Here is an 18,353-nt window from a genome sequence, read left to right as displayed (position 1 = left end):
TTCAGCTTGTTTTCACCATTTGATCCACATCTTCAGCAACATGTCCGGCGAAGCGTCTACCAGCTTGTAATCCGGCGGCACTTCCTCTTCCAGGCTATGAAACGTGACCAGGCGGGTACCAGGCGGGCGGGCGTTCAGCCCTTTGAACAGGTATCGCGAATAGTAGATATACAGACTAACGGAATATTCCAGCCGGTCGTCTATCCTTCCATCCTGGTCGATGTTTTCGAAGAAGGAATTATAGAAATAAAAATTATCGTACTCCCCCATTTCTATCTGCGTGAAATTTCCGTGGATAAAGTCCGCGTTGTTCACGCCCGCCATCGTTTTCGCCGCATGGGCGTGATCGTACAGTTCACGCCGCTGCTCAACGCCGCAGAAATGGCAGTCCGGGAAAAAATTGGCGCCGATGATGCAAAACTTCCCCACGCCGCTGCCCACATCGAGTATTTTTTTCCCGGGCGCATCGGCGAGGAAATGCGCGGCTTTTTTGGCGACGCTCAATGGCGTCCAGTGCCGGCGGGAAAGCTTTTGTATGTTTTCGGGATATAACCAGTCGAAGCTGGCGTCGTTTCTAAAACAGGCTGTATGCATTACGGAACGTTCCGATTAAGGGTTCATGAATTTTTGCCGCGGATGAATTTGCGGTAATCTTCAGGTTTGAGCAACATTTCTTCTTTCCTTCCGAATACGGAAGGCGCCAGCAGGAAAAGCCATCCCCTGTCTTCCGGGCTTTCGGTCACAACGCTGCAGCATTCTCCCAGTTTCGGGTTCTTTCCCAGGAACCGGCCTTTTACCGGCGCGTGCACAGGTATCACCCGTTCGCCGGCCAGCACTTCGGCCACCAGCGCGCCGGCCTCCACCATGCCCGCAGGCCGCCGCCAGCGGATGCCGTCGATCTTTTCCACCCCGCAAAGCCCGAATGCGGAAACACCCACGAACCCGACCGTACCGTTAAAATCGATCCACGCGTGTTCCGTGGTGAAATGTATCCGCGGGCGGGATATGGTTGATATTTTCATGCCGCAAAGCTACCTTTACATACTGGTCATTCGTCCAGTCAATTATCAACCTCAAAATTGATAATTATCAATTTTCTGCTACGAAACACAACCTGATATGAGTATCAACGGCCTGTTCCCCATCGACAAATGGAATTTTTCCACCCAATCGATCTTAAACAATCTTCCCCAGGAAGAGCGCGCCTTTCTATACGCCAACATGACCGAGCTGCCGTTGAAAAAGGGGGAAGTGCTGTTCCGCCAGGGCACCGTTCCGCAGGGGCTTTACGTGGTGATGCAGGGCAAAGTGAAGAAATATCATATGAACGGTAAAGGAAAAGAGCAGATCATTTATGTGGCCAACCCTGGAGAATTGCTGGGCTATCATGCCATACTTTCCAGCGAGCGTTACCCCGATTCCGCCGCGGCGCTGGAAGAAAGCATTGCGGGGCTGATACCGAAGGAAGATTTTTTGCAGGTGCTGGACGGTTCGGCCAAACTTTCCCGGATGCTACTCCGGTCGCTGAGCCATGAATTTACGGTGCTGGTGAACAGCATTTCGGTATTCGCGCAAAAATCCGTCAGGGAGCGCCTGGCCATCGCACTGATCGTGCTGCGGGAAAAATTTAAGTCCGGGGGCGAGGGCCTGGTGGAGATCAACGTGTCCCGCAGCGATCTTGCCAATATGGTCGGGAGCGGCACGGAAAACGTCGTGCGGTTTTTGAAAGAATTTAAAACGGCGGGCATACTGGATACGGCGGGGAGAAAGATCATCATCCGCGATGTGCGGCAACTGATCGCGCTATCCGGGTATGGCAGCCTGTAAAAAAAAGTAAGAACGTTTTTTGTCCCGTTCTTACTTTTTTTATCTGCAGGCATGCTTGCCGTTAACCTGCATCAGCCATGGGTCTTATAAAATAACCGGTAAGAATAAATGTAAGGCAGCGCCGCCAATGCCCCCGCGGCGAAAATAAAGAGGAAAACCCCGCTGATAATGGGCAGGAAAATCCCCGCCACAATAATGCCGAGCCCGCCGAACAGCCATAAACGGCTGGCCATGTGATGCACTTCCACCCAGATATCGTCGCTTTTCAGCGTCCATGGCGTGCGCACGCCCACGTAATTATTCGGCTTGAGATTGCGCAGGTAAAGACCTACGGCTGCAACCAGCAGTCCTACCCCGGCAAAAACCCACTTTTCAAGGAATATTTCGCGGCCGGCGCTCACCAGGTAGATCACGATAGCGGTGAACACGGCGAGATAGATATGTATCCTGAAACGGATGCCATAATACCCCCGGATATGTTCCGCCACATCCTGTGGAGGCTCCTGCCCGTCGTCTACCTTCGGTATGTACCGGAAAAGCGCGTAAAGCAGTGCGTTGGTGAAAAAAAGGAAGATCATCAGCAGGAGGAATTCCCGCTTTTCCACCACCCCGTCCGGCATGCCGTTGAGGTTGAAATTAGTGGGGATAGTGGCTGGCAGGTTAGGCCAGATAATGCCCAGGTAGATCATCGGCCCGAACAATAACGCCAGCAACAGCGCCTCCTTAAAATAATCCGGATGTTTCATGGCAGTTTGGGTGATTGGTTCCATATATAACTACAGCCATCATGCCAAATAAGTTTAAAATCTTTTTACTAACAACCTTAGTTTTGCTAATTTTTTTAGTAAATTTGAATAAAGACACTGATCATGCTGCTCGATGGACAGCGCACGATTGCGCATTTCGACCTGGATTGTTTTTTTGTTTCCGTGGAATGCCTGAAGGACCGCAGCCTGAAAGGCAAACCGTTGCTCGTGGGTGGAAAAAGCGACCGTGCGGTGGTAGCCGCCTGCAGTTATGAAGCGCGTGTTTTCGGCATTCATTCGGCCATGCCGATGAAAATGGCGCTCCGTCTTTGTCCGCATGCCATCGTTCGCGGCGGGGATTTCGAGGAGTACAGTCATTTTTCGCGGGAAGTGACGGACATTATCGCCGGGTCGGCGCCTTTATATGAAAAATCGTCGATCGACGAATTTTACCTGGACCTGACAGGCATGGACAAATACTTCGGGTCGCTGAAATGGACGAGCGAATTGCGGCAGCTGATCATGAAAAAAACGGACCTGCCGATCTCGCTGGGCCTGGCGTCGAACAAAATGGTGTCGAAAGTGGCTACGAACGAAGCAAAGCCCAACGGTCAGCTGTCCATTCCTTTCGGGCAGGAAAAAGGTTTTCTTGCGCCGATGCCGGTGGAAAAGATACCGATGGTGGGGAAAGAGACGGCTGCGCAGCTGCGGCGGCGCGGCGTGGAAACGGTGCGCACGCTGAGCGAGATCCCGGTGGGACTGCTGGAAGCCTGGCTTGGGAAAAACGGGATTGTTTTGTGGAACAAGGCCAACGGTATCGACGAATCGCCGGTGGTGCCTTATCACGAACAGAAGTCGATCTCCACGGAAAGCACTTTCCCGACGGACACGATCGACCTGGGATTTATCCACAGCGAACTGGTGCGCATGACGGAGAAGATCGGTTTCGAACTGCGCTCTCAAAACCGGCTTACGGGCTGCGTAACGGTGAAGATCCGGTATTCGGATTTTGAAACGGTCACCAAACAGCTCAGCATTCCTTACACGTCCAGCGATCATATCCTGCTGGAAAAAGTGAAGGAGCTGTTTCACCGGCTGTACGACCGCCGCCTGCTGATACGTCTGATAGGCGTGCGTTTCAGTCATCTCGTATCAGGCAATTACCAGATTAGCCTGTTCGATGATACGGAAGATATGATCTCGCTTTACCAGGCTATCGACAGCATCAAAAGCCAGTTCGGCTGGCAATACCTGATGCGCGGCAGCAGCAACGGGGGCCGGTTCGAAGCACAGGTGCAGCCTTATCAGAAAGAAACGCTGATCATGAAAAAACGTTATCCAAAATATTAACTCATGTACCTGAACTGCAAAACATGGTTCAGCCTGCGGTACGGCACGATCCGTACCGGCGAGCTGGTGCAGCTGGCGAAGGATTTCGGCATCACTTCGCTGGCGCTCACGAATATCAACGCAACTACCGACGCGTGGATGTTCGTGCAGGAATGCCAGCAGCAGGGCATTAAACCGATACTGGGGCTGGAATGCCGCAACGGCGCCGGTTTTAAGTACGTTTTGCTGGCCAGGGACATGGAAGGCTGGTTGTCCATCAACCGGTTCCTTTCACAACATTTACAGACAGAAACCCCCTTCCCGGACGTGGCGCCCCGGCTCCCTCATACCTTCGTAATCTATGCCTGGGGCGCCCGTCCACATGAAGCCCTCGCGCCGCACGAACTGATCGGCATACGGCCGAAGGAAATGAACAAACTGTTCAGGACGGACACGAGAAAACATGCGGGAAAATTCGTGATCCTGCAGCCGCTTACCTTTCAGAACGAAGAATCGCAACGGCTGCACCGCGTATTGCGAGCGGTAGACAACAACCTGCTCATCAGCCAGTTGCCGCCGGAACAGGTGGCCGGTACCGACGAGTGTTTTGTGAGCCCTCACCAGCTGCTGGAAATGTTCAAAGAACTGCCGCATATCGTGCAGAACACGCTGCGGGTAATGGAGCAATGCGAGATCGTTTTTACGCCGGGGCAGCATCTGAACAAAAGGCGTTTCACGCACAGCCGCGAAGGCGATAAACAAAAGCTGCGCGAGCTGGCCTACGAAGGTATGGAACATCGTTACGGACTACACAACGACGCGGCGAAAACACGGATCGAAAAAGAGCTCGCGATCATCGACCTGCACGACTTCAACGCGTATTTTCTCATTACCTGGGATATCGTCCGTTATGCGCGGCACCGAGGTTTTTTCCACGTGGGCCGGGGAAGCGGCGCCAATTCCATCGTTGCGTATTGCCTGCAGATCACGAATGTCGATCCCATTGCGTTGGATCTCTATTTCGAACGTTTCCTGAACCCGCACCGCAGTTCCCCGCCCGATTTCGACATCGATTTTTCGTGGAAGGACCGGGATGAGATCACACGGTATATTTTTTCGCAATACACGCCCGAACATACCGCCCTGCTGGGCACCGTAGCCACTTTCCAGGTGAACGCCATCGTGCGCGAATTGGGCAAGGTGTATGGTTTGCCCAAACAGGAAATGGACAAGATATTGGAGAACCCTTACGAGGTGAAGCTCGGGGAAGACAGCGTGCACCAGCGCATTATCCGCTACGGGCGCATGCTGGACCGCTTTCCCAATCACCTCAGCATTCACGCGGGCGGCATTCTTATCAGCGAAGCGCCCATTCATCAATATTGCGCCACGCATCTGCCGCCGAAAGGTTTTCATACGGCGCAGCTGGACATGCACCTGGCCGAAGCCATCGGCCTGCATAAGTTCGACATCCTCAGCCAGCGCGGCCTCGGGCATATCCGTGATTGCATCGACCTGATCAGGGCCAACCAGGGGATCGATGTAGACATACACGACGCAAAATCCTTTATGGAAGATGAAAAGGTGCGCGAAGCGCTGCGCACCGTGAATACGATCGGTTGTTTTTATATCGAATCGCCTGCCATGCGGCAGCTGCTCAAAAAATTGCGCTGCGACGATTACATCACGCTGGTGGCGGCCAGTTCCATTATCCGGCCGGGCGTGGCGCAGGCCGGCATGATGCGGCAATACGTGCTTAATTTTCACGCGCCGGAGAAAGTGGAATACCTGCACCCGGTAATGAAACAATTGCTGGGGGAAACCTACGGCGTAATGGTGTACCAGGAAGATGTGATCAAAGTCGCGCATCACTACGCCGACCTCGACCTGGCGGACGCCGATACCCTGAGAAGGGCCATGGCAGGAAAATACCGCGGGCAGCAGGATTTCGAAAAAATACAACGGTTGTTCTTCGAGAACAGTGAAAAACTCGGCAGGCCGCGGGCGGTCAGCGAAGAAGTATGGCGGCAGATCGCCAGTTTCGCCAACTTTTCCTTTTCGAAAGCGCATTCGGCGAGCTTTGCCGTGGAGAGTTACCAGAGCCTTTACCTGAAGACATATTTCCCGCGGGAATTTATGGTAGCCGTGATCAATAACTTTGGCGGGTTCTACAACCGCGAGCTGTATTTCCGTGAACTGGCGAAAACCGGCGCGCATATTTCCCCGCCCTGCGTCAACAACAGCCAATATTACACGTCCATCAGCGGCAATAATGTGTACACGGGTTTTATTCATGTTGAAAAACTGGAGCAGGCATGGATAGAAAAAGTATTGGCGGAAAGGGCCGGCCATGGCCCGTTTGCCAGCATCGAAAATTTCATGGAACGAACATCGCCCAAGCCTGAACAGCTGGAAATATTGATCCGTACCGGCGCGTTCAACTTTAGCGGGCATACCAAAAAAGAACTGCTCTGGAAAAGTTCTGTGCTGCTGAAAAATGATCCTCCTGAAGAACTGAAGCCCAGCCTTTTCCGCGAGCCTTCGAAGCACTGGGAATTGCCTCACCTCGCCTATCACCGGCACGAAGACGCGTTCGACGAGATCGAACTGCTCGGTTTCCCGCTGTGCTCTCCTTTTGACGTGCTGCAACACGACCAGCAGCATTATATTTTGGGAGACAGTTTTGAACAGCATCTCGGGGAAACGGTGACGGCGCTCGGGTATCTTGTAACCCTCAAACATGTGTACACGTCCAAAAAAGAGCCCATGTGCTTCGGCACCTTCCTCGACAAAGAGGGCAACTGGATGGACACCGTTCATTTCCCTGACAGTCTTCGTAAATATCCGTTTATGAAAAGCGGTTTTTACATCCTGGAAGGAAAAGTGATCGAAGAATTCGGGGTATATTCCCTGGATGTGTTCCGGATGCGAAAGATCGGGTTCTTTGAAGACAAGGTGAAGGAAACCGGTACCATAAAGGGTTCCCTGAGCCTGGCCGCCGTGAGGTAAGCGCTCACATCAGGTCGGTGCGGGCTCCTGATCCGGCCTGCGCCGGCTTGATGTTTTTGAGATGGAATTATGCCGCTTGTTTCCTTGAAGCACCGGCTTGAGAATATAAGATTCAGCTTATTCACTGCATGGTTGCAGTTGGAATTGCTGTTGTATGCACATTCTCTCCTGATTCGAAATTGAAAGTGTAACAGACCAGTGGGATCAGGATCGATTTGCGTATGCATCAAGTTGAATTTCGGAAGATATCATCCATCGTTTGTATGTCCCCGGCGCCGTATTAAAACCGGAGAGAATGCTCCTGCTCCCGGCCTGAACGGTTACAAAAAAGGCTGAAGCAAATGCTTCAGCCTTTTGCTTCAAAAATTTATTCCTGTTAATCCAGGTTAAACAACCCTTTGTTCAGGAGTTGCAGCGTTTTTTCCTTGAACTGCCCGCCCACCAGGATGGAAATGTTATGCCTGCTGCCGCCGTAAGAGATCATGCGCAGAGGCACTTCATTTAGTGATTCGAACAATTTTTTCAGGATCGAAGGCGTTGCCGCCACTTCGTTGCCTACGATGGAAACGATGGCCTGGTGATGGTCCAGCTCAACGGTACCGAACGGCTGCAGCTCTTTCAGGATCTGGTCCAGGTTGCGCTGGTCGTCGATCGTGAGAGACACGGCCACTTCAGACGTTGTGATCATATCGATCGGGGTGCGGTATTTTTCGAACACCTCGAATATTTTACGCAGGAAGCCGTAAGCCAGCAGCATACGGCTAGATTTGATCTTGATCGCGATGATGCCGTCTTTCGCGGCAATTGCCTTCGCACCGTTGCCGTTGGGCATTTCGGTGATGATAGTGCCTTTTGCTTCAGGCTGCATCGTATTCAGCAGCTTCACCGGGATGTTAAAATGCTGCGCGGGCCAGATAGACGCCGGGTGCAGGATCTTCGCACCGAAGTAAGCCAGCTCCGCCGCTTCGTCGAAACTCAGCTGGTCGATCGGGAACGTTTTTTTCACGACGCGCGGATCGTTGTTGTGCATGCCGTCGATATCCGTCCAGATCTGCACTTCGGAAGCCTGTATGGCCGCGCCGATGAGAGACGCGGAATAGTCGCTCCCGCCGCGTTTCAGGTTGTCGATCTCACCGCGTGCGTTGCGGCAGATGTAGCCCTGGGTGATAAAAAGCGTCTTCCCTTTGTTCTGGTCGATCAGCGCGCTCAGCCGTACTTTCATGCGGGGAATCTCGGGCTCCTCAAATTCGTCGATGCTCATGAAGTCCAGCGCTGAAACCAGCACTGCGTTAACACCTGCCTCTTCGAGGTAAGCGCAGAACAGTTTGGTGGAGAGCAGTTCGCCCTGCGCCAGGATGTCTTTATTCAGCGCTTCGTTGAAAGATATCTTCAGGATGATGTTGAGAAATTCAAAATGTTCGTCTACAATCGCCCCGGCATTCTTCCGGCCGGCCTCGGTTTTCACCAGTTCCTGCACAAATGTGCGGTAGTGGCTTTCCAGCTTGTCTATCTGCTGTTTGGCCTGCGCTTTTTTCCCTTCGGAACAAGACTGGCCGATCTCGACCAGGGCGTTGGTGGTGCCGGAAAGGGCCGACAGTACCACGATCTTGGCATCCGTGTCTTCGGTAATCAACTTCGCTACGGCATGCATACGTTCCGGTTTGCCAACGGAGGTTCCGCCAAATTTTAAGACTTTCATTTATTACGGTATATGTTACTTAAAAATCGATTTTAAATTTCATTGCTATTTCGCCAAGGTCCTTTACTACAGGGCCTAACAGCGGAACACCGGCTTCCAGGCGCTCTGCCTGCATTTCTCTTTCCGGATCGCCGGGGATCAGCACTTTTTCATGCCCTTCAGCGGTAGCCGCATTTCTGAAACGATTGATCCAGGTGTCCATATGCGCTTTAAATTCTTCCGCGGGGCGGAATGCGTCCACCCTCATCGCGCCGAAAAAATGTCCCAGCCCTTTCCCTACGGGATCGGCCGGCAGCGGCAGGAAACTCACGAAAGGCGGCGCCCAGGGGCCGTAATTGGCGCCTGAAAGCACGGCCGAAAATATATCAACTATAGCGCCCAGGCAATAACCTTTATGACTGCCATGCTCACGATCCCCGCCCAGGGGCAGCAAAGCGCCGCCGCTTTTGAGCTCGTTCGGGTTCGTGCTGGGCACACCGTTCTTATCCTGGATCCAGCCCAGCGGGGCTTCCTGTTCTTTGCGCTGCAATATTTCCAGCTTTCCGTTGGCGGCGGTGGTGGTAGCGAAATCCGCCACAAACGCGGGTTGCGTGGCCGCCGGGATGGCTACCGCGATGGGATTGGTGCCAAGCATGCGTTCCGTGGCGAAAGTAGGCGCCACCAGCGGGCTGGCGTTGGTCATAGCCATGCCGATCATGTCCTGCTCAAGGGCCATCATGGCATGATACCCCGCAATACCGAAGTGATTGGAATGACGGACGCTCACCCAGCCTGTACCAGCCACTTTGGCTTTACCGATAGCCACCTGCATGGCGAAAGGCGCCACCACCAGGCCCAGACCACCGTCTCCGTCTACCACGGCGGTGCTGGGCGTTTCGTGAACGATCCTGATATCGGGCAGCGGATTGATGCGGCCGGCTTCCCACAAACGGATATAACCCGACAAACGGGCGACCCCATGGGAATCGATGCCGCGAAGGTCCGCGGAAAGCAATACGGTAGCGGCCAGTTGTGCATGTTCAGGCGTACAGCCGATCTTCAGGAATACATCCCGTGTAAAAGCGTGGAGATGCTCGTAAGGAAAAATTTGCTCCATTTATAGTTATGCCTGTGCGGTAGGCCCTCCGAAGTTCATGGGAATGGAAACCGGCTCCTGGTCCTGGATAGTGCCGTGTGCGGATTCGTATTTCTTCACATTGTCCACCAGGGCCTTCATCAGGCGTTTGGCATGCTGGGGAGTGAGAATGATGCGGGATTTGACCTTTGCTTTCGGCAAACCGGGCATCACATTAATAAAATCAACCACAAACTCCGAAGGGGAATGCGTGATAATGGCCAGATTAGCATACGTTCCGTCTGCAATTTCTTCACTCAGCTCTATATTCAGCTGCTGTTGCTCATTTTGATTTTCCATTATATGTGGTTTAACGAGATACAAAAATAAAAAAAGAGGTGCCATTTCAAGCACCTCTTTTTTTATAATCGCCAGTTTTCCTATAATTCCGGGCCTCCCACCTGCTTTTCAGCAGGCTTTGTGCCCGGAATTATAACACGGGGGTGTTCATAGATAATTACTTATCCCACCAAACAGGGGTAGACAGCTCATCCGGCCCTTGTTTGGCCAGCGCGGCTTCGTAATTGGCTTTGTTCAGGTCGCGCTCGGTGCCGATGTAGCACTGTCTGCGGGGAATCTGACCGCCAACGTTCACCGCGTCGGGGGCGGGCACCAGCACGGGATAACCGGTCCTTCGCCATTCCGCCCAGGCTTCGTAACCGTTGCCCAGGAAGAAGTTCACCCATTTCTGCGTCTGAATGCGCTCCAGTTTCACGGCAGCGGTCTGTACGGGGGTGAGTATGACGTTCAGGCCAGTCTGGTAAGCAGCGATGTCTACCTCCGAAATGGTTTTATTCGCAAGCTGGTGCCATTTCTGCATGGAGGCCTCAATACCATCGTTGTACCATGCTATCATCGTTGCGTCGCCGCCGGGAATCCAGCCGATGAGCGCGGCTTCCGCCATCATGAAACAGGTTTGTCCGTAGGTGGTGAGCAACGCGGGGAAGTCCTGCGCAGCCGGCCTGGTACCGATCAGGCTGTAATCGCCGGCGGTATATTGGTGATTGACGCCGTAAGGCACGCCTTCGTACGTACCGGCGGCATTTGCCGGGGAACGGGCGAAGATGGAAATACGCGGATCGGCCATCAGCTTCAGTTTGTCGATCAGCGTTTTACTCATGCCGTAATCGTAGCGGCTGCGGTAGTTGGTATACCAGGGGCTCTCGAAAGCCTGTATGGCCTGATACGGGAATGCCGCATCATCCGCATTCGTTTCCATCAGGCCGGCGGCCACTGCTTCCGCAAATGCGGTTTTGCCCGCTGCGGCTTCCGATGTGCCGGAAAGACGCAATGCCGCAATGGCGCGGAGGGTATTGGACCAGCGTTGCCATTTTTCGAAGTCTCCGTCGAACAGCGGATCGTTGGGCATGGATTCAGTGATCTGCGCAGACGCTTCCTTAAATTCCTTCAGCAGGTCCAGGTAAATGTCCTTTTGCGGGGTGAAGGTAGGTTTGGTGTTGGCGGAGCCTTTGAGCGCATCGAAATAAGGAATGTCGCCCCAGCGGTCTGTCATGGTGAGCATGAGGAAACCTTTCAGCACGCGGGCGTGCCCGATCTGGTTATCGTTCGGGCTATTGTCCAGCACGGCTTTGGTGCCTTTGGTCGCCGGGTCGGTATTCATTTCGATGATGCGCGTAAGGTCCATCAGCGGGCCTGAATAGATCGCATTATAGCTGTATTCCCGGTTGAAATAGCGGGATTCGTTGTTGTAGATGAATTCGGACAAATGCTGTACGTAAAGAACGCCGCCTGCCGCATTGTTGATGCCGCCGATGCCGATCACGGCGCTGCCGAACAGGAATTTGGTATCTGGCTGGGCAGCCTGGTTAGGGTTCTCGTTGAGATCCCCGAAATCCTTTTTACAGGATACGGTGCCTGCCAGCATTATTCCCAGCATCACCGCAGCCGTTATATGTTTTAACCTGATGAGTTTCATATCTTCTACGGTTTTGTGTTTAGAAAGTAACTTTTACATTAAAGCCGATGGAACGTGTACCAGGCAACTGGCCGCCTTCAAGCCAGGAAGATTCCAGCTCGGAAGGATCAATGCCTTTGGTGGCGCTGTGTATCAGCCAGAGATTCTGACCGATCACCGCTACGTTCACGCCTTTGAACGGCGTATTGGTCAGCATGTTCGCGGGCAGCGAATAACCGATGGCCAGCTCACGCAGCTTTACGTAAGAGGCATCGTAGGTCCAGTTTTCCCAAAGCGAGAACAGGTAAGATTCGTAGAGGTCTTTGGTGTCCGCGTATTTTTCGTTGGGTTTGCCGGTGCTGGCGGTGATCGCGTCCAGCTTTATACCGCCGCCATCGTCAACAGGGTCGCGTTTGGGATTACCTTTATCGTTGAGACCGACTGTTTCGGCGGCAAGGCCGGAGCCGGACATAAACATTTTGGAAATGGAGGTGAACTTGCCGCCTTTCTGGAAGTCCAGGGAGAAGTTGAGCGAGAAGTTTTTGTAATAAACGCCGGAAGCCACGCCGCCCGTCCAGTCCGGCGTTACATACCCGAGCTCAACGCTGTTGTTCAGCAAAGGATACCCGTCGTCGTCTACCAGCATTTTACCGGTAGCTTCGTCGCGCTGGAAGCCGCCACCCATAATAAGGCCGTAGGAAGAACCTTTTTTGGCGTTGAGCGAAACGCGGGGCGACCCCACGAAACCGAACGAAAGCGAGGAACCGTCAAGCGCAACCTGGAGATTTTCCACATCCGGCGCGATAGACACTACGGTGTTTTTCATGAATGCAAAGTTCACGTCGATATCCCAGCTGAAATCTTTCATTTTCAGCGGGGTGGCGCCGATGGTAAATTCCCAGCCTTTGTTGATCATTTCACCGGCGTTGATCTTGCGTGCGCTATAACCGGAAGAGCTGGGCACCGTCACGTCTACGATCTGGTCCACATTTCTCCGGTAGAAGTAGTTCACGTCAAGTCTTGCGCGGTTGTTCGCAAACTGCAGCTCTGTACCGATCTCGTAGCTGGTAGAAAGCGCGGGGCGGAGGCTGTCGTTGGGCCTTGTGTTCGGCACGCTCATGCGGGAATATGATTCCCCGCCCTTGGGGAAGTTGGTGCCCAGGGCGAACGTTTCCTGGATGGTATAGGGATCGGTATCCGTACCCAGGCGGGCAACGGACGCACGCACTTTACCAAAGCTCAGCCAGTCGCGGGTATTGAGCACCTCGGTGAACACGAAAGAGGTACTCAGGCTGCCGTACACGTATGAGTTGTTGAAAGAAGGAAGGGTGGACGAAATGTCGTTACGGATCGTTGCATCCACGAACAACATGTCTTTATAACCCACGCCGGCGTAACCGAACACTGAGTTCACCTTTCTTTTCTCGATGTAGTTAGAGGTTGATTTTTCGTTGAGGGAGTTGCTCACGTTATACACGTCGGGCAAAATGAAACCGCCTGCAGTAGCAGATGTTACGTAGTAACGGCTGCGCGTGTTCAGCTCGCCCCATACGCCTGCGCGCGTAGAAAAATCGCCGAACGTTTTTTCATATTCTAGATTACCGAGGTATGAAACTTCCGTCAGTTTGTCTTCGTAGGTGGAGAAAGACGGCGGGTTCAGCGTATAGGAAGCCACGCGGTTGTCTCCGTTATAGTTGCGGAAAGTACCGCGGCCGATCACGCTGGCTTTGAGCCCGTTCATAAAATTATAACCGAGCGTTGCCTGGCCGTATACTGTCTGGATGTTGTCCTGGCGTATGTTTTCGTTGGCTTCGGTGTATGGGTTGTCCCAGTATTTGGGAGTTGTGTTGGTAGGACTGGTGATATTCCAGCTGCGGAAACTGCCATCTTCCCTTTTGTAATATTGTTTGAGTTTGTCTATTTCGAGGTTACGGTGAAACCATTGGTTGAAAGAGCCGGTCGTTTGAGTGCTGTAACCTTCACGCGGAACGTTGAACAGGTGTTCGTACACATAGTTGATATTCGTGGTGAGGGTAAGCCTTTCCGTCATGTTCAGGCTGCCATAATAGGCGAGCCAGTTCTTTTGTTGTTTGGAATTAGGGATAACGCCCGTGCGGGAGAGGTTGGTAAAGGAGATGCGGTTGCTCATTACGTCGTTGCTTTTTGCGAAAGCCACGGTGGTATTGTTGGCGATGCCGGTATTAAAAAAGTCGCGCACGTTATTCGGCTGCGCAACAAATGGTTTCTGAACACCGAAGTCGGAAGCACTCACGGTTTCGTCCCAGGCGTACCAGGGAGCGTGCATGGTACCGTCCATACGGGGGCCCCAGCTTTCGTCCACGGCGTAGTTGTAATATTTGGCACCGTCCAGTTTGGCGAGCGCGGGATCGTGCGTGCCGGCCACATAGTTAAAGGTGCTCCAGTTTTGCGAGCTGCCGCCGCCGTATTCGTTTTGATAATCGGGCAATACATATACGTTCTCGAAAGTGGTGGTGTGGTTTACGGTAAGACCGATACCGCTGCCGCTTGTTTTTTTGGTGGTGATCACCACTGCGCCTTCGGATGCTCGCTGGCCGTAAAGTGCTGTAGCGGCAGGGCCTTTCAGCACGGTGAGCGAAGCAACATCGTCCGGATTGATGGCGGTATTAGGAGTGATCACACCGTCTACCACGTAAATGGGGTTGCCGCCGGTGAGGTTATTTACCCCGCGGAGGCGTATCTGCATGGTACCGAATTTGGCGCCGGACCCGCCGCGAAGCTGCACCCCAGCTACTTTACCGGCGATCGCGGTATTGAGGTCGGCTTGTTTGGTCTGTGTGATCTTATCGGATTTGATTTCCTGTACGGCGTACCCGAGTGATTTTTTCTGGCGGTTCATGCCGAGCGCGGTCACCACTACTTCTTCGAGGCTTTTTGCATCCTGTGCGAGAGACACGGAAACGGAAGTAAGGCTTCCTAACGGGATTTCTTTTGCGAGGTAACCAACGCTGCGAACGATGAGGATAACGTTGGTACCGGATACGGAGATAGAGAAGTTACCTTCCTGGTCGGCAGTGGTTCCGGATGTAGTGCCTTTGATCTGGACGGTGGCGAAGGCAATGGGAGCACCGTCGTCTCCCACTACCTTGCCCGTCACCTGGCGCTGCTGGGCAAATGCCAGGCTGACGCTCACCATCATCATGGTGATGAACAGTAAAGCTTGTTTCATAAAAAAGATTCAGATTTTGGATGAGAAACTTGTTAATTAAATAGGCGGATAAATGATCTGTTCGATTTACGTCATAGTTGCAGTTTTGATTTTGCTGGTGTTAGAATATTGTTTTAACGGTTTACTTGTTTTTTCTTACACAGGTTTTATAGAAAAGGCCTGTTAATGCAATAGTTTTCCCGCTCTAAAAAATTTTCATCTTTTAAATATAAATGCAGGTTCCCGGATTGGAATGATGAGCAGGTAAAGAATGGCAGTCTTTTACCGTTTGTATTTTGTTGATTGAAATGATACTATGGATATGAAATGGCTGACCAGTTCAAACGTCGATTTAGATTTAGATTAGTTTTAGTTCGATTTAGAAATTGACCTTTTTTCTCAGCTACTCAGTTACTACTACTCTAATTTAGCATTGTTAGGATTGATGGTAAGTTTCACTACTCGATCTTGGATGTTATATAATCATTTTGGATGATAGCCGTAAGTTAGTAATTTATTTCACTTCAGCATCAAACCGGGTTAAACTTTTGTTAAAACGCCTGCTTGATAAGTTTGTAAACCATTGAAAAACAACGATATATGTGCTCAAAAAAAGACAAAAAAAATTTCACCCTCGGAATAAGATGCTTTAAGCTGCCAACACTCCCGCTCCCGGACACGCCAATGCCGCTAACGCTTCACCAACTAAATTGAACCTGCAACAACACTCCCGTTTTCCGCTCCCCCTCGATCTCTTCCAGCCCGCTGCCAATGCTCCCGCTGCCGGGATATACCGCCTGCTGCCAGCGGCACCACAACGACAACCCTTCAGATACCCGGTATTGCACTTGCGCGTGCCCGTTATACCCCCGCCCGGAAAACCGCGCCAGCGACTGATCCCCTGGGAACCCCATCGAAGCGAGATACAATCCTTCCGTTTCCGCCGTGTCGAACCAGCTATAACCGCCGCCCAGTCTCCATTTGCCCAGTCTTGCCTGCACCTGCTGGTATAACATAAAACTTTCCGCGCCATTGCCGAATGCAGCCTGCATCCGTCCCTGCCAGGTTATACGGTCGTTCACCGGCAACGTGGCCCTCATACTGACAAGATGTTTCTGCTCGTTCATTACGATGCGTTGCTTCAGCGGCGGCACTTTCACATCTACCGGCGAACTGGCGTAACGGTATGTAATATTGAGCGAAGACTTTTTATCCGGCAACCATTGCAGGAACAGCAGGGCGTCCGTTCCTCCGGAAGGCGCGCTCACCCTGTATTTCAGCCAGGGCGCTTGAAATACGTCGGCATACGCCGCCAGCAGCCACTTCGAGCCCCACTTCAGCTGCAATCCCGCATACATCCCGTTTTCATTCCCCACTGCACTGCTCTCACCGAACGAATTACCGTACATGCTGCGGTATGCTTTGTGCTCGTACCGGTACAGCAACACAACATCCGCCCGTGTGCCCAAAGCCGCCAGGAAACCCTGCAGCAGCGCAGGATGGCCGCTTCCGTCTACCGCGGTTTCACCAAACCAATGTACATTCCGCCAGCTGAAGGAATGATCCGCACTGGCATTCAACACCCGCTTTCCTTCCAAAGCGTATAACCGGTACAGTTCCTCCCCCTTCTTTAAAGGATGCGCATATTGCTGCGCGATCGCATTAAACGCGAGATGCCCGCGCCTGGCTTTCCATTTCGCTACGGCGCCTGCCGTGTATTGCAGCATATTCGCCCGCAATGTCATCTCCGATGGGGTTCTGTGATACCCCGCACTTGAAAGTGTGCCTTCTTCATACACCTCCCCGCCCATATCTCCAGGTATTTCCGCGCCTGGCGTGTCTTCCCGAAGATGCAACCGCCCGTCGAGGCGGCGTATGGACATAAAGCCCGTCACCCCGATATTTCTTTTTTCAACGGTAACGCCCGCACCGCGATAAAAATAAAATTCCCCCGCAGCGGCATACGGCCGCAACACCTCGCTCTCCCGCTTTACCTGCATCACCGCGGCGCTTTTTCCGAATGAAAATCCCTGCCACTGGATCAGTCCCTGCCCTATGTTTACCGTAAAATCTCCCAACGCCAGCGCCTTCACTTTTCCCATCCGCTGCAAAAACAAATGGAATCCCAGGTGATCGCCCAGCCATGGCGCTCCCTTCCGCATCCAGGTTTCCCCCGCATCCTTTTCCATCACCAATCCCCAACTGGCATATTTCCCAAACCGGTAACGGTATCGCAATAATATTTTATCCGCGCTGCCAAGGTACCGTACCGCTTCGTCCTTCCCGCGACGGTAACCTTCCGCCGCTTCGAGCGTACGGCCGTAACGCAGTTCCAGCTGGTGTTTCCCGCGACGGACATAATCCTTCAGCGTATAATACGGCTCCAGCCCGCTGCCCGCCTGCACATACGGCAACAATAAACGGATCAGCGGCAATTCAAAGCCCGGCACCGCCTGCAATTCGTAGATCGACACCAGCGCGCCCAGCGTTTCGCGGTATTGCAGCAGCGCGTTCACCTGCAATGCGTCCATCAATCCCAGCCCATGCAGCGCCGCGGCGTCCGCCGTATTCAGGTTGAGTTTCCTGCGCGCATAACCCGCCAGTTCCTGGTACTGCTCGTCATTTTCCTGCGCGGGCATCTGCTCTTCGCCCGTTCTTTCCATTTCCCTTCCCGCCCCCTGCTCCTGCCGCATTTCCATCGGAAGTTCCTCTTCCTGCGCCAACGCCTTTACGGTACAAAAAAACAGCGCGACAACGAACATCATTCTTTTTCCCATACCAACGAAATGCCGGGCGTAATGCCCAGTGTGGAATGAAAACTTCCCGTCATGCCGATCCGCCAGTTCCTGCCGCCATACCCCACGCCCGCGAACTGGAACACAGGCTGCGTCGCCCAGCCGCCCAGCAGCACCAGGTATTTCACGGGCCGGTACGCACATGTTACGCGCACCGACAATGGCATCAGCACTTCCTTCCGCAAGGCCGCTTCCATCCGCACCTGGTCAGACGCCTGGTAACCCAGCGTCACCATGCCCGCCGCATCGTTCGCCCCCGGGTGATACAGATGCAGCCCCATGTTAAACTGCGGCGTAAGCTGCCAGTCCACACCCGCTTCGCCGCCCAAACCGCCATCCCTGTAATTCAATCCCACTGCGACTTTCAGCCGTTTCTCCAACGGCAGCGCATAACTCAGCCCCGCGAGGTGCTCGCGGTATAACCGGTACCCCATCTGCCATAATTTCAAACCCGCCACGCCGCCGGCCACCGGCATGCCCAACGCCAGCGCATGCACGCCGATCTCCCGCAGCATAAAACGCCGTTCGGCATACACGCCTGCCGCAACATGTTTTACCGACGCCAGCCGCGCCGGGTTCTGAAAAACATTGAATACTTCCGAAAAACTCCCGTTCGCCGGGATGCGGGGAACCTGCATCAATAACAATTGCAGGCAGAGCTGACAAACAATGACTATCATAAAAACTGGTTAAACAAACAATAGGGCAAATGTAGGGGGCGGGAGAAACAGC

At 53.1% G+C, this 18,353-nt stretch carries 13 protein-coding genes; 3 read left to right on the top strand and 10 right to left on the bottom strand.

Translation table 11 applies throughout. From position 1 onward, the window contains the following. Positions 1-12 precede the first annotated feature (12 nt). Entirely contained in the window at positions 13-594 is a 582-nt protein-coding gene (locus J7I43_RS21930; protein ID WP_209148014.1) for a class I SAM-dependent methyltransferase, read from the bottom strand. A gap of 23 nt (positions 595-617) precedes the next feature. After that, positions 618-1,022 (bottom strand): glycine cleavage system protein H, encoded by a 405-nt coding sequence (locus tag J7I43_RS21925; RefSeq protein WP_209148013.1) that lies wholly within the window; start codon positions 1,020-1,022, stop codon positions 618-620. A 97-nt stretch (positions 1,023-1,119) separates the two neighbouring features. Between J7I43_RS21925 and J7I43_RS21920 the strand changes: the two genes are divergently transcribed. Further along, positions 1,120-1,827: a Crp/Fnr family transcriptional regulator gene (locus J7I43_RS21920; RefSeq protein ID WP_209148012.1), complete on the top strand. Its 708-nt coding sequence runs from the start codon at positions 1,120-1,122 to the stop codon at positions 1,825-1,827. A 71-nt stretch (positions 1,828-1,898) separates the two neighbouring features. Here J7I43_RS21920 and J7I43_RS21915 read toward each other — a convergent pair whose 3' ends face one another. Beyond that, on the bottom strand, positions 1,899-2,597 hold the full coding sequence (locus J7I43_RS21915) for an SdpI family protein (protein WP_209148011.1): 699 nt from the start codon (positions 2,595-2,597) through the stop codon (positions 1,899-1,901). 99 nt (positions 2,598-2,696) lie between these two features. Between J7I43_RS21915 and dinB the strand changes: the two genes are divergently transcribed. Next, positions 2,697-3,923, top strand: a complete 1,227-nt coding sequence (gene dinB / locus J7I43_RS21910) for a DNA polymerase IV (protein ID WP_209148010.1) — start codon at positions 2,697-2,699, stop codon at positions 3,921-3,923. 3 nt (positions 3,924-3,926) lie between these two features. Beyond that, on the top strand, positions 3,927-6,911 hold the full coding sequence (locus tag J7I43_RS21905; protein ID WP_209148009.1) for a DNA polymerase III subunit alpha: 2,985 nt from the start codon (positions 3,927-3,929) through the stop codon (positions 6,909-6,911). Positions 6,912-7,287: 376 nt separating this feature from the next. Here the strand turns inward: J7I43_RS21905 and J7I43_RS21900 are convergent, their stop codons facing one another. The 7 genes from J7I43_RS21900 to J7I43_RS21870 form a co-directional block, all read right to left on the bottom strand. Then, positions 7,288-8,610, bottom strand: a complete 1,323-nt coding sequence (locus tag J7I43_RS21900; protein ID WP_209148008.1) for an aspartate kinase — start codon at positions 8,608-8,610, stop codon at positions 7,288-7,290. 19 nt (positions 8,611-8,629) lie between these two features. Next, positions 8,630-9,706, bottom strand: coding sequence for an Ldh family oxidoreductase (locus J7I43_RS21895; RefSeq protein WP_209148007.1), 1,077 nt, complete (start codon positions 9,704-9,706; stop codon positions 8,630-8,632). Between the two features lie 6 nt (positions 9,707-9,712). After that, positions 9,713-10,024 (bottom strand): DUF3467 domain-containing protein, encoded by a 312-nt coding sequence (locus J7I43_RS21890; RefSeq protein ID WP_174235425.1) that lies wholly within the window; start codon positions 10,022-10,024, stop codon positions 9,713-9,715. A gap of 157 nt (positions 10,025-10,181) precedes the next feature. Then, on the bottom strand, positions 10,182-11,660 hold the full coding sequence (locus J7I43_RS21885; RefSeq protein WP_209148006.1) for a SusD/RagB family nutrient-binding outer membrane lipoprotein: 1,479 nt from the start codon (positions 11,658-11,660) through the stop codon (positions 10,182-10,184). A gap of 19 nt (positions 11,661-11,679) precedes the next feature. Continuing rightward, positions 11,680-14,847, bottom strand: a complete 3,168-nt coding sequence (locus J7I43_RS21880) for a SusC/RagA family TonB-linked outer membrane protein (protein ID WP_209148005.1) — start codon at positions 14,845-14,847, stop codon at positions 11,680-11,682. A gap of 677 nt (positions 14,848-15,524) precedes the next feature. After that, on the bottom strand, positions 15,525-17,603 hold the full coding sequence (locus J7I43_RS21875) for a ComEA family DNA-binding protein (protein ID WP_209148004.1): 2,079 nt from the start codon (positions 17,601-17,603) through the stop codon (positions 15,525-15,527). Next, positions 17,588-18,301: a hypothetical protein gene (locus tag J7I43_RS21870; RefSeq protein ID WP_209148003.1), complete on the bottom strand. Its 714-nt coding sequence runs from the start codon at positions 18,299-18,301 to the stop codon at positions 17,588-17,590. The genes J7I43_RS21875 and J7I43_RS21870 overlap by 16 nt, the downstream gene beginning before the upstream one ends. Positions 18,302-18,353 lie beyond the last annotated feature (52 nt).

Source organism: Chitinophaga chungangae, assembly GCF_017742215.1.
Taxonomy (GTDB): Bacteria; Bacteroidota; Bacteroidia; order Chitinophagales; family Chitinophagaceae; genus Chitinophaga; species Chitinophaga chungangae.
The sequence above is the reverse complement of the archived record's forward strand: the minus strand, read 5'-3'. Positions and strand labels throughout refer to the sequence as shown.